The sequence below is a fragment of the Cellulosimicrobium sp. Marseille-Q4280 genome (assembly GCF_943181405.1).
Classification (GTDB): Bacteria; Actinomycetota; Actinomycetes; order Actinomycetales; family Cellulomonadaceae; genus Cellulosimicrobium.
In genome coordinates this window covers 100,646-123,481 of sequence record NZ_CALPBY010000008.1, presented here as the reverse complement: position 1 = coordinate 123,481, position 22,836 = coordinate 100,646, and the positions used below count along the sequence as shown (strand labels likewise).

14 protein-coding genes are annotated in these 22,836 nt (G+C 72.6%); 4 read left to right on the top strand and 10 right to left on the bottom strand.

All coding sequences use genetic code 11. The features are described 5' to 3' along the window. Positions 1 to 68: 68 nt before the first annotated feature. Positions 69 to 377 carry a glutaredoxin family protein gene (locus tag NFS20_RS19395; RefSeq protein WP_251153447.1) on the bottom strand — a complete coding sequence of 103 codons (309 nt, stop codon included), beginning with the start codon at positions 375 to 377 and terminating at the stop codon, positions 69 to 71. A 48-nt stretch (positions 378 to 425) separates the two neighbouring features. Here NFS20_RS19395 and NFS20_RS19390 point away from each other — a divergent pair, with 48 nt between their 5' ends. Next, on the top strand, positions 426 to 1,241 hold the full coding sequence (locus tag NFS20_RS19390; RefSeq protein WP_251153446.1) for an HAD family hydrolase: 816 nt from the start codon (positions 426 to 428) through the stop codon (positions 1,239 to 1,241). A 154-nt stretch (positions 1,242 to 1,395) separates the two neighbouring features. Here the strand turns inward: NFS20_RS19390 and NFS20_RS19385 are convergent, their stop codons facing one another. Beyond that, the gene (locus tag NFS20_RS19385) at positions 1,396 to 1,494 is read right to left on the bottom strand and encodes a 30S ribosomal protein bS22 (RefSeq protein ID WP_003792170.1); all 99 of its coding nucleotides are present in this window, start codon (positions 1,492 to 1,494) and stop codon (positions 1,396 to 1,398) included. A 255-nt stretch (positions 1,495 to 1,749) separates the two neighbouring features. Continuing rightward, on the bottom strand, positions 1,750 to 2,976 hold the full coding sequence (locus tag NFS20_RS19380; RefSeq protein ID WP_251153445.1) for an acetoin utilization protein AcuC: 1,227 nt from the start codon (positions 2,974 to 2,976) through the stop codon (positions 1,750 to 1,752). Between the two features lie 96 nt (positions 2,977 to 3,072). Here NFS20_RS19380 and NFS20_RS19375 point away from each other — a divergent pair, with 96 nt between their 5' ends. Next, a complete protein-coding gene (locus NFS20_RS19375) occupies positions 3,073 to 4,449 on the top strand; it encodes a TrkH family potassium uptake protein (protein WP_251153444.1) in 1,377 nt (458 codons plus the stop codon). Positions 4,450 to 4,598: 149 nt separating this feature from the next. Further along, positions 4,599 to 5,300 carry a potassium channel family protein gene (locus NFS20_RS19370; RefSeq protein ID WP_251153592.1) on the top strand — a complete coding sequence of 234 codons (702 nt, stop codon included), beginning with the start codon at positions 4,599 to 4,601 and terminating at the stop codon, positions 5,298 to 5,300. Between the two features lie 64 nt (positions 5,301 to 5,364). Here NFS20_RS19370 and NFS20_RS19365 read toward each other — a convergent pair whose 3' ends face one another. Both NFS20_RS19365 and NFS20_RS19360 read right to left on the bottom strand, forming a co-directional pair. After that, on the bottom strand, positions 5,365 to 5,979 hold the full coding sequence (locus NFS20_RS19365; protein ID WP_251153443.1) for a hypothetical protein: 615 nt from the start codon (positions 5,977 to 5,979) through the stop codon (positions 5,365 to 5,367). Between the two features lie 132 nt (positions 5,980 to 6,111). Then, a complete protein-coding gene (locus NFS20_RS19360) occupies positions 6,112 to 6,711 on the bottom strand; it encodes a TetR/AcrR family transcriptional regulator (RefSeq protein ID WP_251153442.1) in 600 nt (199 codons plus the stop codon). 43 nt (positions 6,712 to 6,754) lie between these two features. On the opposite strand from NFS20_RS19360, the gene NFS20_RS19355 reads away from it, so the two are divergent. Further along, positions 6,755 to 7,651 (top strand): SDR family NAD(P)-dependent oxidoreductase, encoded by an 897-nt coding sequence (locus NFS20_RS19355; RefSeq protein WP_251153441.1) that lies wholly within the window; start codon positions 6,755 to 6,757, stop codon positions 7,649 to 7,651. Positions 7,652 to 7,784: 133 nt separating this feature from the next. Here the strand turns inward: NFS20_RS19355 and NFS20_RS19350 are convergent, their stop codons facing one another. From NFS20_RS19350 to NFS20_RS19330, 5 genes are all read right to left on the bottom strand, one after another. Beyond that, positions 7,785 to 9,800, bottom strand: coding sequence for an OmpL47-type beta-barrel domain-containing protein (locus NFS20_RS19350; RefSeq protein WP_251153440.1), 2,016 nt, complete (start codon positions 9,798 to 9,800; stop codon positions 7,785 to 7,787). Then, positions 9,797 to 12,046: a glycoside hydrolase family 127 protein gene (locus tag NFS20_RS19345; RefSeq protein ID WP_251153439.1), complete on the bottom strand. Its 2,250-nt coding sequence runs from the start codon at positions 12,044 to 12,046 to the stop codon at positions 9,797 to 9,799. Before NFS20_RS19345 ends, NFS20_RS19350 begins: the two co-directional genes overlap by 4 nt. Positions 12,047 to 12,219: 173 nt before the next feature. Continuing rightward, positions 12,220 to 14,841, bottom strand: a complete 2,622-nt coding sequence (locus tag NFS20_RS19340; protein WP_251153438.1) for an immunoglobulin-like domain-containing protein — start codon at positions 14,839 to 14,841, stop codon at positions 12,220 to 12,222. Positions 14,842 to 14,958: 117 nt separating this feature from the next. Then, positions 14,959 to 20,004, bottom strand: coding sequence for a family 43 glycosylhydrolase (locus NFS20_RS19335; RefSeq protein WP_251153437.1), 5,046 nt, complete (start codon positions 20,002 to 20,004; stop codon positions 14,959 to 14,961). 330 nt (positions 20,005 to 20,334) lie between these two features. Beyond that, positions 20,335 to 22,755: a family 43 glycosylhydrolase gene (locus NFS20_RS19330; protein ID WP_251153436.1), complete on the bottom strand. Its 2,421-nt coding sequence runs from the start codon at positions 22,753 to 22,755 to the stop codon at positions 20,335 to 20,337. Positions 22,756 to 22,836: the final 81 nt, after the last annotated feature.

Genomic DNA, 22,836 nt, shown 5'->3' with positions numbered 1-22,836 from the left:
GCCACCTGCCACCACCGTCGTCCCGGGACCGTCCTCGTCGACGGTCGCTCGTGCGTACCCGGTGCCGATCATCCCAGGTCCGGGCGCCCGCCCGAAATCCGTCCCACCGCGCGCGCCAGGCGACGCGCGTCGACGCGCCAGAACCCCTGCTGCACCCCGGCGACCGTGACGACAGGGACGTACTCGCCGTACTGCTCGCGGACGGCCGGGGCCGTCGCCGGGTCGTCGAGGTCCACCTCCGCCCACGCCACGCCCGCGTCGCCGCACACCTGCGCGACGACGGTCCGCGCGTCGTCGCACAGGTGGCACCCGGCGCGGCCGTACAGCAGGACGGGCACGGACGGCACGGACGGCACGGGCGGCTGAGCGGCACTCACGGTCCCAGGGTAGAGGCACGTCCCACGGGCGCCGATAGAGTGGACGGCATGCCGACGTCCCCCGGGCAGCCGCCCGCCCGCCGCACGGCGGCGTTCTTCGACGTCGACAACACGATCATCCGCGGCGCGTCGTCCTTCCACCTCGCGCAGGCGCTCTACCGCCGCGAGTTCTTCTCCACCACGGACCTCGTCCGGTTCGCCGCGCACCAGGCGCGCTACCTCCTCCTCGGCGAGAGCCGCAAGCAGATCGACCGCATCCGGTCCCGCGCGCTCGACCTCATCGCCGGGCGCTCCGTCGCCGAGATCACCGCGATCGGCGAGGAGGTCTACGACACCGTCCTCTCGCTGCGCATCTACCCCGGCACGCGACGACTCCTCGACGAGCACCTCGCCGCGGGCAACCAGGTGTGGCTCGTGTCCGCGACCCCCGTCGAGATCGGCGAGCTCATCGCGCGCCGGCTCGGCACCACCGGGGCCCTCGGGACCATCGCGGAGCACGAGGACGGCTTCTACACCGGCCGGCTCGTCGGCGACCTCATGCACGGGCGCGCGAAAGCCGACGCCGTGCGCGCCCTCGCCGAGCGCGAGGGCATCGACCTCGAGGCCTCCTACGCCTACGGCGACTCGCTCAACGACGTCGCGATGATGAACGAGGTCGGGCACCCGTGCCCCATCAACCCCGACGCGCGGCTGCGCCGGCACGCGCAGGACGTCGGCTGGCCCATCCGCGAGTTCCGCGGCCGACGACGGCGCGTCGCCCGCAGCGGCGTCCGCACCGCGAGCTGGGCGGGCGCCGTGTGGGCGGGCGCGCTCGTGCTGCGGTCGGTCCGCCGCGCGGTCGACCGGCGCATCGCGCGGCTCTGACCTGGTCGTCGCGCGTCCGGGGTCACCACCGGGGCCGGCGTGGGGGTGTGCGCCGACGGCACCACCCGGACAGCCGGTGGTACGCAGCGAGCCCGGTCACCCCTCGTCGGGGTGCCGGGCTCGGCGGTCGGTGCGCGTCAGGACGCGCGCGACGTCACTTCTTGTTACGACGCTGGTGGCGCGTCTTGCGAAGCAGCTTGCGGTGCTTCTTCTTGGCCATACGCTTGCGGCGCTTCTTGATGACGGAGCCCATACGGTCCTCGCAATGCTTGTCGGTGCTGTTCGGCAGCTGATCGGCTGGTCGGCGGCCGGCGACGGAACGGTCCGAACCGGTCGAGCGACTGCCGTGTGGTCCACGGTTGATCAGGTTTCGTGGACCACGAGCCGACCAACACGAGAGAAATCCGCCCCTTAGCCTACCTGCTCGCGCCGGTGGCCTCGAACGCGGCGGTGCCCTGCCCGGTCGAGCGGTCCGCGGGGGCGCGTCGCGTCCAGGTCCCCCGCGCGCTCAGTCGAAGTGGGGGTCGAGGCCCAGGTGCGGGAAGGCGGCCCGACGCGTCGCGAGGACCGCGCGGTCGACCGCGTCGTCCGGGTCGAAGCCGGCGCTCCAAGGACGCCACTCGACGTCGGGCCCGAACGACGGCGGTGCGTCGTAGCCCGCGATGTCGGCGACGAGCTCGCGCCACGGCTCCGGCAGCTCGCGGTCGGCCGACACGGGGGCGTGGACCACCTCCCCCACGACCGCCGACCACACGAGGGGAACGACGCGCGCGATCGCGTACCCGCCGCCGCCGAGCGCGAGCCACCGCCCGTCCGTCAGCTCGTGCGCGAGCTGGTGCATCCGGGCCGCCGCCGTGCGCTGCGCGGCGACGGACACGTCGAGGTCGGACAGCGGGTCGTCACCGTGCGCGTCGCACCCGTGCTGCGTGACGAGCACGTCGGGGTGGAACGCGCGGAGCACCGGTGGCACGACGGCGTCCACCGCACGCAGCCACCGGGTGCCGTCGGTCCGGCGCGGGAGCGCGACGTTGACCGCGGTGCCCTCGGCTCCCGGACCACCGACGTCGGTCGCGTGGCCGGTCCCCGGGAACAGCGTCGCGCCGCTCTGGTGCACCGACACGGTGAGGACGCGCGGGTCGTCCCAGAACACCTCCTCGACGCCGTCCCCGTGGTGCGCGTCGAGGTCGACGTACGCGACGCGCTCGACGCCGTCGGCGAGCAGGCGCCGGATCGCGACCGCGGCGTCGTTGTACACGCAGAACCCCGACGCCGCGCCGGGCTTCGCGTGGTGCATTCCGCCCGCGACGTTGACGGCGTGCACGGCGGCCCCCGACGCGATCGCGTCGGCAGCGGCGCAGGAGCCGCCGACGATCCGCGCCGCCGCCTCGTGCATCCCCGGGAAGACCGGGTCGTCCTCCGTGCCGAGCCCGCGGTGCGGGTCGGTGGTGCCGTGGTCCGACGCCGCCCGGACCGCGGCGACGTACGCGGCGTCGTGGACGAGCGCGAGCACGGCGTCGTCGGCGGGTGCCGGACCGACCACGTCGACCTCCGCCCCGTCGAGGAGACCGAGGTCGCGCACGAGGCGCATCGTCAGGTCGAGGCGGGTCGGCGCCATGGGGTGGCCGGGGCCGAAGTCGTACCCGAGCAGCTCGGGCCCCCAGACGACGTGCGCACGGCGGGGTCCGGCGTCGGCGAGCGCCTCCGCGGCTCGCGGCGTCGGCTCGGTGCTGGGCATGGCTCACGGTATCGCCCGGTGGGGCGACATGACGCACCCCGGGTCGCGTGGCAGAGTTGCGCTCGTGGTGCGACCGAAGCCTGCGTGGGGGGACCGATGCCGTCAGGGCTGACCGGTCGCCTCTTCAAGGGGCGCGAGATCGTCGACCGTCTCGCCCGCCAGTCCCCCGCCCGGCTCGCCGTGACGGTCTTCGCGGCGGTCATCGCGCTGTTCACGGCGCTCCTGCTCGCGCCGTGGGCGACGGCGTCGGGCCGCTCCGCGTCGTTCGTCGACGCGCTCTTCACCGCGACGTCCGCGGTGTGCGTCACGGGTCTGGTGGTCGTGCCGACCGGGACGTACTGGTCGTTCTACGGCCAGGTGGTCATCCTCGTCGGGATCAAGGTCGGCGGCCTCGGGGTCATGACCCTCGCGTCGATCCTCGGCATGGCCGTCTCGCGCCGCATCGGCCTGACGCAGAAGCTCCTCACCGCGTCGGAGACGAAGACGACGCGGCTCGGCGAGGTCGGCTCGCTCGTGCGGGTCGTCATCATCACCTCGACATCGCTCGAGCTGCTCATCGCCCTCCTGCTCCTGCCACGGTTCATCGTGCTCGAGGAGACGTTCGGCGAGGCGGCGTGGCACGGGATCTTCTACGGCATCTCGGCGTTCAACAACGCGGGGTTCATCCCGACCGAGCAAGGCCTCATGCCCTACGTCGGGGACTGGATGCTGTGCCTGCCGATCATCCTCGGCGTGTTCATCGGCTCGCTCGGCTTCCCCGTGATCCTCAACGTCCTGCGCAACCGTCGCCGCGCCGCGAAGTGGAGCCTGCACACCAAGCTCACGCTGACGATGAGCGCGGCTCTGGTGGTTGTCGGCACGGTGCTGTTCGCGGCCTTCGAGTGGGGCAACGAGGGGACGCTCGGGCCGCTCTCCGTCGGGGAGAAGCTGCTCGCGTCCCTCTTCGCGGGCGTCATGCCCCGGTCGGGCGGGTTCTCGACCGTCGACACCGCGGAGATGCGCGAGTCGAGCTGGCTGATCACCGACGCGCTGATGTTCGTCGGCGGCGGGTCCGCGTCGACCGCGGGCGGCATCAAGGTCACGACGCTCGCCGTCATGCTCATCGCCATCGTCTCGGAGGCCCGGGGCGACCGCGACATGGAGGCCTTCGGACGACGCATCCCGCGCGAGACGCTCCGCCTCGCGGTCGCCGTGTCCTTCGTCGGCGCGACGGCGGTCCTCGTCTCGAGCCTGCTCCTGCTGGAGATCACGGGTGAGACGCTCGACGTCATCCTCTTCGAGACGATCTCGGCGTTCGCGACCGTCGGCCTCACCACCGGGATCACCCCGACCCTCCCCGACGCCGGGAAGTACGTGCTCGTCGCGCTGATGTTCATCGGCCGCACCGGGACGATCACCTTCGCCGCCGCGCTCGCGCTGCGGGACCGGCGCCGCATCGTGCGCTACCCCGAGGAGCGCCCGATCATCGGGTGATCGACCCATCGGGTAGAGCGACCGGCCCGCTGGACGCCTACCCTTCGACGACGACACCGACCCCAGGAAGGCCCCACCCCGTGACCGACCCCCTCTTCCCCGCGACCGGCGACGAACGGCTCCCGGCCGACCCCGTCGCCCGGCGCATCGTGGAGCGCGGTCGCTCCGAGCGAGCACGCCGCGACGAGGCGAGGGCGCCGCGCAAGGACGCCGGCGTGCTCGTCGTGGGCCTCGGCCGGTTCGGCACCGCGATCGCGGTGACCCTCGACCGGCTCGGCCAGGACGTGCTCGCCGTGGAGCGCGACGCCGACCTCGTGGCGCAGTGGAGCGGCCAGATCCCGCTCGTCGAGGCCGACGCGTCGAACCCCGTCGCGCTCGATCAGCTCGGCGCGCGGGACTTCCCGGTGGCGGTGGTGGGTGTCGGGACGTCGCTCGAGGCGAGCGTCCTCATCACCGGAAACCTCGTCGACATGGGGACGCCGCAGATCTGGGCCAAGGCGATCTCGGCCGAGCACGGTCGCATCCTCCAGCGCATCGGCGCGCACCACGTCGTCTTCCCCGAGGCGGACGCCGGTGCGCGCGTCGCGCACCTCGTCTCCGGCAAGCTCCTCGACTACATCGAGGTCGAGGACGGCTTCACGATCGTCAAGATGCGCCCCCCGAAGGAGGTGCAGGGATTCACGCTGGTCCAGTCCAAGGTGCGCGAACGCTACGGCGTCACCGTGATCGGCGTGAAGTCGCCCGGCGAGGAGTTCCTCTACGCCACGCCCGAGACGCGGATCAGCGCCAACGACCTGCTCATCGTGTCCGGCCACGCGGAGCTGCTCGAGCGGTTCGCCGCGCGTCCGTGACGGTCGGGCCCACGCCGTTCCTCGACGCGTGCGGGACCGAGCACGGCGACGCCTGCGCGCCTCGCTAGGCGCTGCGCACGGCGCGGCGACGGAGCGCGACGCCGGTCGCGACGGCGAGGGCCGCGACGACGGCTGCACCGGCGAGGCCTGCTCCGGTCGTCGCGAGCCCGCCGGGGCGCGGCGAGGCGGACGCGCCGCCCCCGCCCGGGGTCCCGTCGGCCGGGTCGTCCGGGTCCGCCGGGCCGCCCGCGCCCGGCGCCGCGACCACCTCGAACGGCTCAGAGGCCACCTCGACGCCGAGCGCCGGCGCGACGGCACGGATCCGGTGCTCGCCGGGTGCGGTGTCGGCGGGCAGCGTGGTCGTGAGCTCGAAGTCGCCGTCGGCGTCGGTGGTGACGCCGTCCAGGAGCCGGGGGTCGCTGTGGAGCCAGACCTCGAGGACGGCGTTCGACGGCAGGTCCCCGCCCCGCACGACCAGCTGCTCGCCGGCGACGAACGGTCCCTCCCCCACCACGACGACGTGCGGGGACAACCGGTCCCGGATCTCCACGGTGACGCGCACGCCGTCGCTCGTCCCGTCGGGAGGAAGGGCGGTCGATGCGGCAGCGCCTGTCGCGCCGGTGACCGCCAGGGCGGCACCGAGCAGCACGGCGGCGATCCGCCGTCGGGTCGTCGTCAACGCGGTGAACCTCTTCGTCCGGCCCGGGAGGGCGACCTGGGTCCCCCCGAACCCGACTGGACGAACGTCCAGTCGCGCCCATCCTGCCATCTCGCGCCGCAAACCTGAACACCCGTCCAGGCCGCGCGCGCTTCATTCACCCGCGGGGACCCCCAGGAGCTCGAGAACGATCGCGAGCGCACCCGGCAGGCTCGCCCGCCCGGCCACCCACTCGTCGTGGGCGAGGTAGAAGGTGGCGATCCCGACCTCGGACCAGAAGGCCGCCTCGAGATGCCCGACGTCGGGCAGCGCGCGTCGGAGCGTGTCCGCGACGAGCTCCCGCATCCGGGCACGTTTCGCGAGATCGCGCTCCACGAGCTCGGCCGACCCGGCGATCACCTGCGCCCGGGCCGCGGCCTCGGTGCGGCTCGTCGGCCACCGCTCGGCGAGGGCGCGCAGCGCGCGGACCAGGACGTCGCGCGGAGGCTCGTCGGGCGAGGCCGCCGAGACGACGTCGTCGACGACGGCGAGGATCGCCCCTTCGTGCCCGAAGACGAGGTCCGACTTCACCGCGACGTACCGGTGCACCGTCCGCCGCGCGACGCCCGCGGCGTCGGCGATGTCGGCGACCGTCACGGTGTCGTACCCGCGTTCGAGGAACAGCCGCCAGGCGGCGTCGGCCACCTCCTCGCGGCTGCGAGCGAGCTTGCGGGCGCGCAGCGAGTCGGGCGCCACGTCGTCGGTCTCGCTCATGGAGGCATTGTGGCACAGCGAGCCATATGGCACTGTGTGCCACATGACACTCGATGCCACGTTCTCGGAACCCGCACCCGTCGTGCTCACCGGCGGCACGAGCGGCGTCGGCCTCCGTACGGCCGGCCGGCTCGTGCGGGCGGGGCACCACGTCGTCCTCACCGGGACCCGACCGACGGGGGTCGCACGCGCTGCCGACGCCACCGGCGCCACCGGGGTCGTCCTCGACCTCGCCTCGCCCGCCTCCGTCGATCGCGCGGCGGACGAGATCCTCGCGCGCACCGGCGGCCGGCTCGGGGCGGTGCTCCTCAACGCCGGCACCCAGGTCTCCGCGCCGACGGCCACGCCCGACGGGCTCGAGATCACGATCGCGGTCAACCACGTAGGGCACGTCCAGCTGTGGGAACGCCTGCGTGCCGCAGCCCTCGTCGACCGTCTCGTCATCACCTCGTCCGGGACGCACGACCCGGCGCAGCGCACCGGGATGCCCGAGCCGCTCCCCATGGTGCTGGACGACCTGGTGCGGCCCCCGGCGCCCGGCATCACGGCGTCCCTGCAGCGGTATCCCACGTCGAAGCTCGCGAACGTCCTCACGGCGTACGAGATCGCACGTCGCTCGCCGCGCACCACCGTCGTCGCGTACGACCCCGGGCTCATGCCCGGCACCGGCCTGGTCCGGCACCAGCCGACGTGGTTCCGGACGGTGTGGCGCGGCCTCGGCCCGCTGCTCGCCGTGCTCCCGCGCGTCACGACGCCCGCCGCGTCCTCCCGGCACCTCGCCGCGCTCGCCGACGGCAGCCGGGACGTCCCGACCGGCGTGTACGTCAGCGGCGGGCGGGTCGTGGCGTCCTCCGTCGCGAGCCGGGACGAGGAGGTCGCGCGGCGGCTCTACGACGACACTCTCGCGCTCGTCGAGCGCCGCCGTGCAGCCGTCGGGTAGCGGTTCGGCAGCGGTCGGGCAGCCGTCGGGCAGGGCGCACGACGAGACCCGGCCCGCACCCCCGAGGGGGCACGGGCCGGGCAGGGACCCGGGCGGCGCCGGCACGCCGCCCGGGGGTCTGTGGCGGATCGCGTCAGCCGCAGTCGAGCGCGTCGAACGCGGCCGTCGAGGTCGAGGTCACCTCCTCGCCGTCGACCGTCGCGCTGCCCGTCACCGTGACGATGCCTGCGGGGGCGGACGCCGCCCGCACCGCGAACGACTGGTAGGCCGCCCGTCCCGCCGCGACGTCGGCGAACGCCTTCTGGCCGTACGGGCTCGACAGGGTCACGTCGACGGGCACGTCCTCGCCGTTGGTGGCCCGCACGGCCACGTAGGCCGTGCCCGCGAGGCACCGCGGCGACGCCTCGACGACGAGGTCGAGCGACGGTTCCGCGCCCAGCGCCGGCAGGACGACCTGCCCGCGCGCCTCCTCGTTGCCCGCCGCGTCGGTCGCCGCGTACTCGATGACCTGCTCCTCCTCGGTGAGCGCGCGCGTGAACGGCTCCGAGTAGGTGCCCCAGAACGTGCCCGGGCCCTCCCACTGGATCTTGTCCACGCCCGAACCCGCGTCGACCGCCGTGAGCGTGATCTCGACGCTCGTGCCGAGGTCGCGCACCGTCGCGGTCGTGACCGGCGCGACGGTGTCCACGCGCAGGTCGCGCGAGCCCTCGCCCACGTTGCCCGCCGCGTCCGTGGCCCGGGCGGCGACGGTGTGCTGACCGTCGTCGAGCGTGAACGGGCCGTCGTAGGCGGCCCACTCGCCGCCGTCCACCGCGACCTCCACGACGGGTGCCGTGTCGCGGTTGTCCGTCGCGACGACCGTGACCGTCGGGGTGCCCACGTACCAGCCCGACGTCGCGGGGCCCGGCTGGGCCGAGACGTTCACCGTCGGAGGGGTGACGTCCTCGCCCGTGTCGGGCGCGACCACGAACACCGTGGCCTCGGCCACGAGGTCCGTCCCGTCGACGTCCCCGGCCACGAAGAACAGGCCGCCCGGCTCGGCGTAGTCCGCCGGGTCGACGGCCTCCCACGTCACCGGCACGCGGCTGTCCTTCGACGCGTCCTCGTACTCGGCGGTCACCGTCGCCGGGAGGACCGGCGCCGTCCCCGCGAGCGTCACGACGCTCACGTAGTCGACCGCCGCGATCTCGCCCGGGTCGCCGTCGCGCACGTGCACGGTCCCGCTCACGGGCTCGACGAGCTCGGGCGACGTGCCCGTCACGTCGAACGCGCCGGGCGCGGCCACGTCCTCGGCCGTGACGTCCTCCCAGTCGACCTCGACCGTCTCCACGCGACCGTCGGTGAAGACCGCGTCGATCTCCGCAGGGAGATCGGGCAGCACGCCGACGTCGGTCGGGATGTGCACCGGCGAGTGGTCGATCGGTCCGTTCGGGTCGACGGGGTCCGGCTCCTCGACGCCGCCCGTGCCCCACAGCTCCCACTCCGAGACTCCGACGGCGGAGTAGCTCGTCGCGGTCGTGCCGCGCAGCGCCTGGAACGTCGCCCGGACGCGCGTCGTCGTCACCGCGTCGAACGTCGTCGCGTTGGTCTCCAGGCGCGCCGTCGGGAACCCGCTGGGGTTCGGGAGGTCGACGAACGCACCCGCGTCCTCGTCCCAGTACTGGATCGTCCAGGACGCCGGGACGCGCACGTTGTCGCCGTTGGCGTCGGTGCCGTCGGACCAGAACCGGATGACCGAGCGGTCCACGGTGACCGGCGCCGGCCACGAGTACTCGAGCCACTGCGTCGCGGGGCGGTCCCCGCTCCACGTCGCCCACGTCGCGTCGTGCGCCCCGCCGGTGCTCACGCCGGAGCCGTCGTTCACGGCCTCGACCTTGTTCCACGACGCCGTGTAGCTCGCCTCGGGGGTCCCGAGGAGCGCGACGTTCGACGGCTCGGCCTCTGCCGCGGCGACGAGGCCGTCGGCGCTCTCCCCGGTCGCCGCCCACGCGCCGACGCCTGCGCCGGTGACCGCGAGGGCCAGCGCCGCGACGGTGGCGACCACGCGGCGTCGGACCCGCGCAGGGTGGCCGCTCCCGTCCTGACCGTCCAGCGGGACGAGCACGGTGCCGCCGCTCCCCTGCGACGTGATGCTTCCTCGCGCGCTCATGCCAGCCTCGCCTTCCCCGCCGTGACCAGGACCCTCTGCCCGTCGCGGCGGCTCAGGAGGCCGTCCGCGGTGAACTGCTCGACCGTGCGCTGCACCTTCGCGAGGAAGGCCGCACGGTCCGCGAAGCCGCCGTCGCCCCACACGACGTCGAGGAACGACGTGCCGTTCTGGCGGCGGGCGTTCGTCACGCCGCTGTCCAGGCCCGCGAAGACGACGCGCGGCTCGGACCGCTCGACGTACATGTGGTACTGGGTGTCGTCACCCGACCACGCGGGCTCGAACGTGGTGCTCCCGAGCCGGAAGTACCCGTCGCCGAGGTCCGTGAACGCGCCCTCGAGCGTGCCGTCCAGACCCATGTGGGCGTAGAGCGACAGCTTGAGGTACTCCCGCGAGGCGCTGCGCGCGAGGAGCACGGTCGGCCCGTTCTCGATGCTCTGGATCGCGGGGTTGTCGATCGTCGGCACCGCGCGGATGCTCAGCGGCATGTCGATCTCGACGACGTCGCCGGGCGACCACGAGCGCGCGACGCTCACGGAGGTCCCGGGGACGGCGTCGATGTCCTGCACCGCGCCGTTGACCCGGACCGTGAAGCCCTTGCGCACCCAGCCGGGCACGCGCAGACGGAGGTCGAGCTGCCCCGACCCGTTCACCGTGAGCCTGCTCGACCCGACCTTCGGGTACTGCGTCTCCTGGACGACCTCGAAGCCCTTCTCCTCCCAGGTCAGCGTCGAGGCGAGGTAGAGGTTGACGTACAGCGCGCTGCCGTCGACGGTCCGGAAGTAGATCGAGTCCCGGTACTTCACGTGGTTCTCGAGCCCGGTCCCGCCGCAGCACGTCCCCGTGTTCCCGTACTCGCGGCGCGTGCCGGGGTTGACGCCGTACATGTACGTGACGTCCGGGTTCGTGTCCGACTGCGTGTTCTTCTTCGAGCCGACGACCTGGTTGAGCAGGCCCCGCTCGTAGTACTCCATGTACTTCGGGTCGAGCGTGTGGAAGAACAGCAGGCGGCTCAGCTTGAGCATGTTGTACGTGCCGCACGTCTCGGCGTTGCGCGCGCCGATGTCGCCCGCGACCGTGTTCGGCGGACCGAAGAGCTCCCCCTCGCCGTGGCCGCCGTGCGCATAGGTGCGCCCGGGGACGACCATGCCCCAGAACCCCTCGACGGCGTCGAGGTACCGCTGCTCCCCCGTGAGGTCGTGGACCTTGAGGTAGCCGGGGAACTGCGGGATGTGCTGGTTCGCGTGCTTGCCGTTGAGCGTGTCGGTGCCCGCCGCGCTCGCGTCGACGAGCGTGTTGAGGTCGAACAGGCGGGCCGTGGCGACGTACGTGTCGTCGCCCGTGATCGACGCGATGTCGGCGAGCACCTCGTTCATGCCGCCGTACTCGCCCGCGATGTAGATGCCCCACATCCGGTCGAGCTGGGCCTGCGGCAGCACGGAGAGCCGGCTGTGCACCCAGTCCGCCATCGAGGTCGCGATCTCGAGCGCCTGGTCGGATCCCGCGAGGCGGTAGGCCTCCAGGAGCCCCGCCATGATCTTGTGGCACGTGTAGTACGGCGCCCAGATCTCGCCGTACGGCGCGTACTTCTCGAGCTGGCTGAACTGCCACTCGCCGTAGGCGGCGAGGAAGCCCGGGTGGCTGAACCGCCCCATGGCCGCGAGCGCCGTCTGGACCTCGCCGAGGCCGGCGACGATCTGGTCCACCTTGTCCTGGAACACGGTCTCCCCCGTGCTCGCGAACGCGAGCGACACCATGGACAGGAAGTGCCCGCCGTAGTGGCCGCGCAGGAGGTTGGCGGTCTGGGTGTTCGCGCGGCCCGGGTAGTCGTCGGGTCCCCACGCCTGCTCGTTGGCGTGGCCGAAGCCCTCCCAGCCGCCGGGCGCGCTCGCGCCCTTCGTGTCGAGCCCCGCGTTGCGCCGGAAGACCGCGAGGACGCGGTCGACCGGGTACACGCGGGCGAGGTGCAGCATCTGGTCCTGGGACCGGGTCGCGACGCTCGGCGCGAGCGTCACGTCGGACATCGAGAACGGCTCGGCGGCCCAGCCGTCGAGCGTGATCGACCGGTCGAGGGACCGCAGGAAGCCGCGGCTCACGGGTGGCCTCGTCGGGACGAACGTGGCGGGGACGGCCGGTGGTGCGGCGGCGGCGCCCCCGGCGAGGGCGACCGCACCGGCGGTCGCGCCGGCGGCCAGCGCGCCGAACCGCAGGACGGACCGGCGCGAATAGGTCGAGTCGTGCACAGGCATGTCTGCTTCGCTCCTTCTCACTCGTCGTCGAGTGGTGGAAGCGTCGTCGGCGGCAAGGAGGGAAGTCCCGCGTTCCGACGCTCGTGCAGGGTCGTGGGTGCGAGGTGCAGGCCGCGCGCCGAGGGAGAGGGGCACTCCCTCTCCCTCGGCGCGACGGCTCGACCTCGCGAGGATCAGGCGCAGTCGAGTGCTTCGACCGGCGCCTCCAGCGTGGTCGTCACCTCCTTGCCGTCGAGGGTCGCGACACCGGTGACGGTGACGGTCCCGTCCGGGACGCTCGTCGCGCGGACCGCGAACGACTGGTACGCCGCCTTGCCGGCCGCGACGTCGCGGAACGCCTTCGTTCCGTACGGCGTCGTGAGGGTCACGTCGGCGGGCACGTCCTCGCCGTTCGTCGCGCGCACGGCGACGTACGCCTTCCCCGCGAGGCACCGCGGCGAGACGTCGACCGCGAGGTCGAGCTCGGGCGCGGGCGGCTCGTCGCCGTACGCGGCGAGGAGCGCGGCCTGCTCGGCGGCCGTGATCGGCAGGACGGTCCCGTGGCGCGGGCTGCTCGGCAGGTCCGCGTCGACGGACGTCCACACGCCCGAGTCGAGGTCGGTGGACTCGAGCGGCAGGTAGCCCTGGCCGCCGTGGTAGCTCGGCTGGTCGACGAAGAGGTACCACTTCTCCTCGGTGTTCGACTTGAACACCGTCGGGCCCTCGCCCGCCGTGAGCGTGCCGCCCCAGGGGTTCGGCTGGCCGTACCCGATCCTCTCGGCGACGAGGTCCCAGTCGGTCGAGCGCAGGTCCGTCGACTTCTCGAGGCGCGGGATCATGTACGCCTCGTCCTTGGTGAACCGGTAGTACGTGCCCTCGTGCTCGACGATCGAGGAGTCGATCATGCCGAGGCCGTTGCCGCGCTTCTCGTCGATCCACACCTGCGGCTCGCTGAACGTCACGAAGTCGCGCGTCGTGGCGTACATCATGCGCTGGTACGAGTCGGCGATGCGCCGGTTGGACGTGTCGGTCGTCGGGTACAGCGCCGAGGCCCAGTAGACGATGTACTCGCCGCGCTGCGCGTCGTAGAACGCCTCGGGCGCCCACGTGTTGCCCGCGTACTCGCTCGAGACCGTCACCGAGCGCTGCTCGGACCAGCTCACGAGGTCCGTCGACTCCCAGATCATGAGGGCGCGCGAGCCGCGCTCCTGGGCGTTGCCGAAGTTGTTCCCGCCGTAGATGCGCAGGTCGGTGGCGAGCAGGAAGAACCGGTCGCCCTCGGGCGAGCGGATGATGAACGGGTCGCGCAGACCCTTCTCGCCGAGCTCCGACGTGAGGACGGGCTCGGCGTCGTTGAGCTCGACCCAGTCGAGCGGGTCGTTGCCGTCGCTCACGCTGAAGTAGACCGACTCGCCGTCGGGCGTGCTCTCGCCCTCGAAGTACGGGAAGAAGTAGCCCTCGTAGTCCGCGGCGGCCGGCAGCGGCCGGACCGTCGCGTCGTAGGTGTGCGTGGCCGTCGCGCCGTCCTTCGACGCCGTGACGGTGAGCTGCACGACGGCGGCCTCCTCGCCGTGCGCGGGGCGCGTCACGTCGCCCGTGGGCGAGATCGTGGCGGGGTCGGAGGTGACCCACGTGAGCGACGAGCCGTTCGCGCCGGTCACGGGGAGCGTGAGGTTGCCGCGCACGTCGTCGAGGTGCGGGACCGTCACGTGCTCGGCGTCCCACTGCGCCGCCTCGGCGGGCAGGAGCTGCGCGAGGACCGTGACCTCGAACGTCGCGGTCCGCGCGACGGCGCCGCGCGTCACGGCGGCGGTCAGGGTGACCGTCGCGTCGTCCTCGCCGGCTGCGGGACGTGTGACCTTGCCGGTCGCCGAGACGACCGCGGGGTCGGACGACGACCACGTGACGAGCGAGCCCTGGGCGGCAGCCGTCGGGAGCGCGAGGTCGGCGGTGACGGCGCTCGTGTCGCCGAGGTCGAGCGCTGCGAGGTCGGCGTCGGCCGCGGCGGCCGACGTCTCGAGCGCGAGCTCGGCCGCCTCGGCCGCCGTGACGGCCCGGTCGTAGATCCGGAAGTCGCGGACCTGCCCCTTGAGGTACCGGTCGCCGGAGTACAGCGAGCGACCGACGTAGTTCGCCGTCGTCTGCCCGCCGCCGATCTGGCCGGGGTCGGTCGTGACGTTCGTCGCCTGCTTGACCTGGACGCCGTCCTCGTAGAGCGTCGCGGTCGTGCCGGTGAGCGTGTACGTCAAGGTCTTCCAGACGCCGCGCGTCAGGTTGGACCCCTTGGTGACGGTCTGCTCGGTGGTCCAGCTGCCCGTCGCGATCGACGTCCGGTACGCGTTGCCGGTCGTGAAGAGGTAGCCGTTGCCGGCCGTCCCGCTCGAGTTCCCGAGCCCGTAGATGAAGTACGGCGTCGCCTGCGTGGCGTCCACCAGCACGTCGAGGCTCACCGTCGCGTCGGTGAGGCCGGCGAGCAGGTGGTCGGGCAGGTCGACGTAGTCGTCCGTGCCGTCGAGCGCGAGACCGTCGGGGGTCGCCGTCGCGCCGTGCACCGTGGCCGGGCCGAACGTCGAGCCCGCGGCGAGGTTCGCCGTCGTGCCGCCGGTGGTGCTGGCCGCGTCGAGCGGGTACCAGGCGACGAGCCCGGCGTCGTCAGCGCTGCCGGCCCCGCTGGCCGCGGCGGTGCCGACCGGGGCGGCGACGGGGGCCGCCGTGGCCCCGGCCGTCCCGAGCAGCGTCGCGGTGAGCGCGCCGACGAGCCCGACGGCGATGCCCGCCGCCCGGCGACGCGGGCCGCGCGTCCTGAGTCCTGTCATGGTCGTCCTTCTCCTCGTCGAGATGAAACGTGAAGCACCTGCCGAGGTAGTACCCGCGGTCGCGAGGTAGAACCCCGGGGGATCTACCTCGCGACCTGCGGTTCTACCTCGCGGATGTCAGCCGCACGTAGCGGCGTCGTACGCGACCTCGTGCTCCGTGGTGACGGGTTCGCCGTCGAGGACCGCGGTGCCCGTGACCGTCGCCGTCCCCGCGGCCACGGACGTCGCCCGCACCGCGAACGACTGGTACGCCGCCTTGCCGGGCGCGACGTCGGCGACCACCTTCTGGCCGAACGGCGTCGCGAGCGTGACGTCGGCGGGAACGTCGCCCGCGTTCGTCGCGCGGACCGCGAGGTAGGCCTTGCCCGCGAGGCACCGGGGGGTGGCCTCGACGGTCAGCTCGACCTCGGGCTGCGGTGCGACGTCGACCGGGTCCACGCTCTCGAGCGTGGGCGTGACCTTCTGGATGAGGCCGTCCTCGCCGAACGTGAGACGGTCGATCGTCGTCTCGCGGTTGGTGCCGTTGCCGCCGGGGATCGCGAAGCGGTGGTACGCGATGTACCAGTCGTCCGTGCCCTCGACGTTGAGGATCGAGCTGTGCCCGGTCCCGAGGATCCCCTGCGACGCGTCCTTCTCGAGGATGACGCCGCGGTAGGTCCACGGGCCGTCCAAGCTCGTCGCGGTCGCGTACCCGACGCGGTAGTTCGGCGACCCGGTGTCGTCGATCGAGTACGTGAGGTGGTAGATCCCGTCGCGGAAGTTGACGAACAGGCCCTCGCGGAAGTCCGTCAGCCCCGGGATGCGCCGCAGCGTGTCCTGCTCGATCGACGTCATGTCGTCGGACAGCTCGGCCATGACCGGGCCGTTCGACGGGCCGCCGTTGCCCCACAGGAGCCAGTACTTGCCGGTCTGCGGGTCGTGGAACGCGGCCGGGTCGATGGCCTGGCCGGAAGTGACGGCCTCGCCGTTGGTGATCATCGCCGTGGGCTCCGCGGTGAACGGTCCCTCGGGGCTGTCGGCCACCGCGACGCCGATCGTCTTGCGGTCGTACGTCGGGTTGTGGCCCGAGAAGTAGAAGTAGTACTTCCCGTCCCGCTCGATGATCGTCGGCGCCCACGCGTTGCCCGTCGCCCACGGGACGTTGCCGTTCGCGCCGTCGAGCGTGAGGAACGGCTCCTCCGAGCGCTCCCACTCGACGAGGTCGGAGGACTTCCAGACGTAGAAGTCCTTGCCGCCCCAGCCGGGCGTGCCGTCCGTCGTCGCGTAGAGGTAGAACGTGTCGCCGAACTGCGCGATGTTCGGGTCGGCGTACCGCCCCGGCAGCACCGGGCTGTTCATCTCCTTCGCCTGGACCGTCCACGTTCGCGACGACCCGTCCGGCCCGGTCACCGTGTACTCGACGGGCTCCGAGAAGTCCTGCGCGGACCCGTTCGACGGCGAGACCGTGGCCCGGGGCGAGACGGCGAGCACGGGCGAGAGCGCCGTGAGGTCCGTCCCCGGCTCGACCGGGAGCGTGACCGTGGAGCTCGCGCCGTCGACGATCGCCGGGACCTTCAGCTCGTCGAGCTCGGCGCCCGTGACGGCCGTGTGGTCGGCGCCGAGCTGGAACACCTCGTCGGCGGTCAGCGCGCGGTCGTAGACCCGGAAGTCGCGCACCGAGCCCTTGAGGTAGCGGTCGCCCGGGTAGACCGAGCGGCCGATGTAGTTCGCGAGCGTGGACCCGTTGCCGATGTCCTTCGGGTCGATCGTCACGCCGGTCTGGCGCCCGACCTCGACGCCGTCCTCGTAGAGCACGGCGGTCGTGCCCTCGAGCGTGTACGTCAGGTGCTTCCAGACGCCGCGCTGCAGGTCGGCGTTCTTGCTCACCGTCTGCTCCGTGGTCCAGTTGCCCGTCGCGATCGACGTCCGGTAGGCGTTGCCGGTCGTGAACAGGTAGCCGTTGCCGGCCGTCCCGCTCGTGTTGCCGAGGCCGTAGATGAAGTACGGCGTGGCCTGGTCCGTGGCGATTTTCACGTCGAGGCTCACCGTCACGTCCGTGAGGCCGGCGAGCAGGTTGTCGGGCAGGTCGACGTAGTCGTTCGTCCCGTCCAGGGTCACGCCCTCGCCGGTCCCGCTGAAGGCTGCGCCGCCCGTGAGCGTCGCCGCGCCGATCGTCGCGTCCGGCGCCGAGTTGGCCGCCGTCGTGCCGCTCGTCTCGTCGAGCGCGTACCGCACCACGAGACCCGGCACGTCGGAGGTCACCTCGACCGCGACGTAGGCGGTGCGCGACCCGTCCGCGGTGGTCGCGGTGACCATCGCGTGGCCCTCGCCGACGCCGGTCACGACGCCCTCGGCCGAGACCGTGGCGACGGACTCGTCGTCGGACGCCCAGGTGATCGCGCGGGCGCTCGCGTTGGCCGGTGTGACGGTCGCGGTGAGCTGCCGCGTCCCCGCGACGCCCACCTGGACCGACGCCGGGGTGACGCTCAGGCCCTCGACCGGCACGACGTCGTCGGTCACGGTGACGACCGCGCGGGCCCGCACGCTCACCCCGCCGCCCAGGCTGCCCTCGACGACGAACTCGCCCTCCTGGGCGTACGACGCCGGGTCGACCGCGTCCCACGTGACGTCCGCCGGACCCGAGGTCCCGTCGGCGAAGCGTGCGGTGACCTGCGCCGGCAGCACGGGCGCCGTGCCCGTCTGGACCGTCACCGCGACGTCCTCGACGGACTCGACGAACGCGTCGGGCTGGTACGTGCGCAGCAGGCGGTCGTACTCGGCCTGCGTCACGGGGAGCACCGTGCCGTGGCGCGGGCGCGACGGCATCTCGTAGTCGGTCGACATGGTCCACTCGGTGGCGTCGAGCGACGTCGACTCGAACGGCACGTAGCCGCGGCCGCCGAACTCGTCGATGAAGAGGTACCACTTGTCCTCGGTGTTCGACCGGAAGATCGTCGGGCCCTCGCCCTGGTTGATGCCCGGGCCGGCCGAGCTCGCCTTGCCGATGCAGTCGGTGACGTAGTCCCAGTCGGTCGACAGCAGCTCGTCGGACTTCTCCGCGAGGATGAACTTCGAGCACGGCGTCGTCGAGGTGTTGTTCCGCTCGTCCTTCGTGAAGCGGTAGAACGTGCCGTCGTCGTCCTGCGCGACCGTCGAGTCGATGACGGAGTAGCCCGGGTCGACCCAGACCTTCGCCTCGGAGAACGTCACGAAGTCGCGCGTCGTGGCGTACATCATGCGGTTGTAGCTGTTCCCCGTGTGGCCCGGGTCGTCCTCGGCGTAGAGCTTCGACGCCCAGAACACCACGTACGCGCCGAGGCTCTCGTCGTAGTACGCCTCGGGCGCCCACGTGTTGCCCGCGGTGTCCGGCGAGACCTGCACGAGGCGCTGGTCGGTCCAGGTCACGAGGTCCGTGGACTCCCACACCATGATCGACTTCGAGCCCTGCCGCTGCGCGGCGTCCCACCCGTTGCCGTCGTAGATCCGCAGGTCGGTGGCGATCTGGTAGAACTTGTCGCCCTCGGGCGAGCGGATGATGAACGGGTCGCGCAGGCCCTTCTCCCCCAGCTCGGAGGTCAGGACCGGCTGGTTGTCGTTGAGGTTCTGGTAGTTCAGCGCGTCGTTGCCCTGGCTCAGGCCGAAGTAGACCTGCTCGCCGGTGGCCGTGCCCTCGCCGACGAAGTAGGAGAACAGGTAGCCCTCGAGGTCCTCCTGCTCCGGCAGCGGCGGGACGGTCGCGCCGAGCTCGCGCGTCGCGGTGGCCGCGCCGACCGTGGCGGTCGCGGTGAGCGTGACCGTCTCCGCGTCCTCGCCGTGCGCGGGCCGGGTGACCTCGCCGGTGGGCGTGATCGCGCCCGACGACGACGCCCAGCTCACGCTCGCACCGTGCAGCCCGGTGGTGGGAAGGGTGAGGTTGCCACGCACGTCGTCGAGGTTCGGGACCTCGAGCGCGGCCGCCGCGGCGTCCGCCTTCGCCTGGTCGCCGTCGCCGGGGAGGACCGTGACGTCGAACGTGCGGGACTCGGTCGCCCCGCGCAGCGCGACGGTCGCGGTGAGCGTGGCGGTCGCGGGCTCCTCGCCCGCGGCCGGGCGGGTCACGGTGCCGTCCGCTCCGACGACGCCGTCGTCGGACGTGGCCCACGTGACCGCCGTGCCGCCGACGCCCTGCGCCGGGAGGTCGAGGTCGGTGACGACGGCGCTCGTGTCGCCGAGGTCGAGGGCCGCGGCGTCGGCGGTGACCGCGTCCTGCGCGGCGTCGGCCGAGATGTCGGCGACCTCCTGCGCGGTGAGCGCGCGGTCGTAGAGCCGGAAGTCCTTCATGCGGCCCTTGAAGAGGTTGTCCGCGGCGTACGCGGACTTCCCCAGGAAGTTCGCGGTGGTCACGCCGCCGCCGATCGCACCCGGGGTGATCGTCACCGCGGTGTTCTGCCCGACCTGTGTGCCGTCCTCGTAGAGGCGCGCGGTGCCGCCACCGAGCGTGTAGGTGACCGTCTTCCAGACACCGCGCGCGAGCGCGCCGGCCGGGGCCTTCGCGGTGTTCTGCTCACGACCCCACGCGAGATCGGAGATCGTCGCACGGTAGTTCGCGTTGCCCGTCGAGAAGAGGTAGCCGTTCCCGGACTGCGGCGTCCCGACGGCGGTGTTGCCCAGGGTGTAGAAGAAGTAGTTGCCGCTGAGGGACGTGTCGATCCAGACGTCGGCGCTGACGGTCACGGCGTCCATCCCGGCGAGCAGGTCGTCGGGCAGGTCGACGTGGTTCGAGCCGCCGAACACCAGGCCCTGGCCCTCGCTCCAGCCACCGCCCTGCCCCGCGAGGGTCGCGTCGAGGCCGTTGCCGGACGCGTCGTGCGCGACGGTGCCCTCGGTCTCGTCGAGCGGGAGCCACAGCTGGAGGCCCTCGGTGGCCGGCGCGGCGAGCGCCGTCGCCGACGTCGGCTCGAGGGCCGTGGGCCCAGGAGCGGCGGGGGCTGCGGCCGCCGCGGCAGGCGCGAGCGGGCCCACCAGGGCGAGCCCGACGAGCGCGGCGAGCGCACGCCGTCCGGCACGCGTGTCGGACGGACGCGTGCCGGACGTGCGCGGGTGCGGGGCGGTCGCGGAGCGGTGGCCGGCCGGCGGCGTGTCGGACGTGCCGGCGGTCCCTCTCGATGTCGTTCGAGAGCTGTCTCGTACGTGGCGTGAGGTCATCGATGACTCCTCGTCGTCGTGCCCCGGCGGCACCGCCGGGCGGCCCGTCCGTCGTCGGACGAGCGCGTGTGAACGCTAACATGTGAGCGCGAACATGAATAGGGCGAGCGCTCAGACGATCACGTTCGAACCGCCCCCACCCGACCGCGGGAGCCTCCGCAGCCCGTCGAGAAGGATCCCGACCCGCCGAGGTAGTACCCGGGCCGGCCGAGGTAGTACCGCGGTCTGCCCTGCCCCCGGTCCCCGAAGTAGTACCGGGGTCCGCACCCCGGTACTACTTCGGCGGACCCCGGTACTCCTTCAGTGGACTGCGGTACTACCTCGCGGCTGTCAGCCGCCGCAGGTGGCCGGGTCGTACGCGACGTCGACGCTCGACGTGACCTCGTCGCCGTCGAGCATCGCCGTGCCCGTGACGGTCGCCGTGCCGGCCGGGGCGGAGACCGCGCGCGTCGCGAACGACTGGTACGCGTTCTTGCCCGGCGCGACGTCCGCGACCGTCTTCGTGCCGAACGGCGTGGCGAGCGTGACGTCCACGGCGACGTCCTCCCCGTTCGTGGCCCGCACCGCGACGTAGGTCTTGCCGGCGAGGCAACGCGCCTGCGCGGACACGTCGAGCGCGAGCTCCGGCGCGACCTCTGCCGGGGAGAACTCCCACGTGTCGACCTCCGCCAGGTCCTGGCCCTCCGGGCCGGCGAAGGTGAGGTACACGTCGTGCACCCCGCTGACGCCGGCGAGCTCGGCCGTGACCTCGGACCACTCGCCCACCTGCGCGTCGAGGGCGATCGTCCCCACGACGGGACCGGTACGGTCGTCGAGGCGCACCTCGACCTGACCACCCTCGACGAGCGGCTTCACGCGCGCGGTGACGCTCGCGGCACCGTCGCCGAAGTCGACCGCCGAGAGCGCCGACCAGTCGCCGTCGTCCACGTCGCGCACGACGAGGTTCGGGGCGTCCTCGCCGAACTGCGCGGACCCGCCGTCGACCTTCGCGGTCGCGAGGCCCTGCTGCCACGCGAACGTCTCGGCCTCGAGGACCTGGAACGGGTCGAGGTCCTTGACCTGCTCCGGGCCCGCGTACGTCCCGACCACCTGCTGGATCGTGCCGTCGGCGTTGAACCCCAGCTCCTGGATGTGCGGGCTGCGGTACCCCTGCGTCGTGCTCCCGTTGATGCGCTTGTTGAGCGTCGGCGCGTGGTACGTGAAGTAGTACTTCCCGTCGAGCTCGAACACGGACTGGTGGTTGTTCCCGCCGGTGCCCGCGCCGAAGAACTGCGACTGGTTGGGGAACAGGACGCCCGCGTACGTCTCCTTGGGGAACGACATCGGGTCGTCGGACATCATGTAGCCGATCTGGCCGCCCCCCGGGTAGCCCGGCAGCGGTGTCTGGTTGCCGCCGAAGTCGTTGCCGCCGAAGTGGGAGGAGTACGACAGGTAGTACGTGCCCTCGCGCTCGAACACCTGCGCCGCCTCGAACGCGACGGGCGCGTCCACGACGGCCGCCGTGCCCTGCGTCGAGACCATGTCGTCGCCCAGCTCGATGACCCGGATGTTCTTCGGGTTGTTGAAGCGCTCCGCCGCCGGCATCGACGTCGACGCGGGACCGCCACCGAAGTAGAGGTACGCGTCGCCGTCGTCGGTGACGAGCGGGGCCGGGTCGAACTTCCACGCCACCGCCTCGGCGCCCGGGGTCCGGCCGTCGATGAGGGTGCTGTCGCGCTCGCTCGTCCAGGGCCCCACCGGGGACTCACCCGTGATGACGTTCGAGGAGCCGCCGCCGTTGGCGTAGTAGAGGAAGTACTTCTCGACCCCGTCGACGACCTTCTTCGCCATGCCGGGCGCCCACGAGTTGTTCGTGAACGGCGCGACGCCGTTCGGCCCCGCGACCTGGATCTCCCCGTGGTCCGTCCAGTTCACGAGGTCCTCGGACGAGATGACGGTGATCTGGTTGATGTTCCCGTAGTTGATCTGCGGGGAGACACCGGTCACCGGGTCGGGGGCGTACCCCTGCGTGTCGTTCGTCAGGTACATGTACACGCGCCCGTCCTCGACGAACCCGAACCCGTCGGCCCCGAACTTGTGGGAGATCAGCGGGTTGTGCTCGCCGGGGAGCTTGCCGACGACCTCGATCGTCCTCGACGGCGGCTTGGGCGGCGGCGCCCCGACGACCGACACGTCGTCGAGGACGAAGTCCATGAGGTGGGTGGCCGGATCGGCGGCCGGGTCGGACGTCCACGGCGTCTCGAAGAACAGCCGCGCGGTGCCGACTCCCTGGCTCGCCGGGATCGTGAACGTGCCGTCGAACGTCGCCCACTGGCCCTTGGTCGCGGTGACGCTCACGAGGTTCGTGTACGTCCCGCCGCCGTAGTGCATGGTGGCGAAGAACTGCTTGGTCGGCGGCGCGTCCGCGGCGTCGTACCGGATCCTGGCGGTCAGCTCGTAGGTCTGACCGGCCTGGACCTTCCCGCTGAGGTCCTGCATCGGGCCCGAGCCCGTCGTCGCGCGCTCGGTCGTGAGCGCGGCGGCGGCGCCCGAGAACGCGCCGTCCGTCGTCGACAGCACGGCCTCGTCGGTCGCGTTCCCGTCGTTGACGAACCATCCGGTGGTGCCGTCCTCGAAGCCGCCGTTCACGACCAGCTCCTCGTCCGCGGCCTGCGAGGGCAGCGCGGCGAACGACGCCGAGAGCAGCGTCACGAGTGCCGCCCCGGCGAGTGCGCCGCGCACGCGGCGTCGTCTGCGGTGGTGCGTGTCCATGGATCCTCCTCGATCGATGTCCTGCTGTTCCCGTCCCCGCGGTGCGCGGGACGGGTCGTGCGCGACGGCGACCCGTGCCGT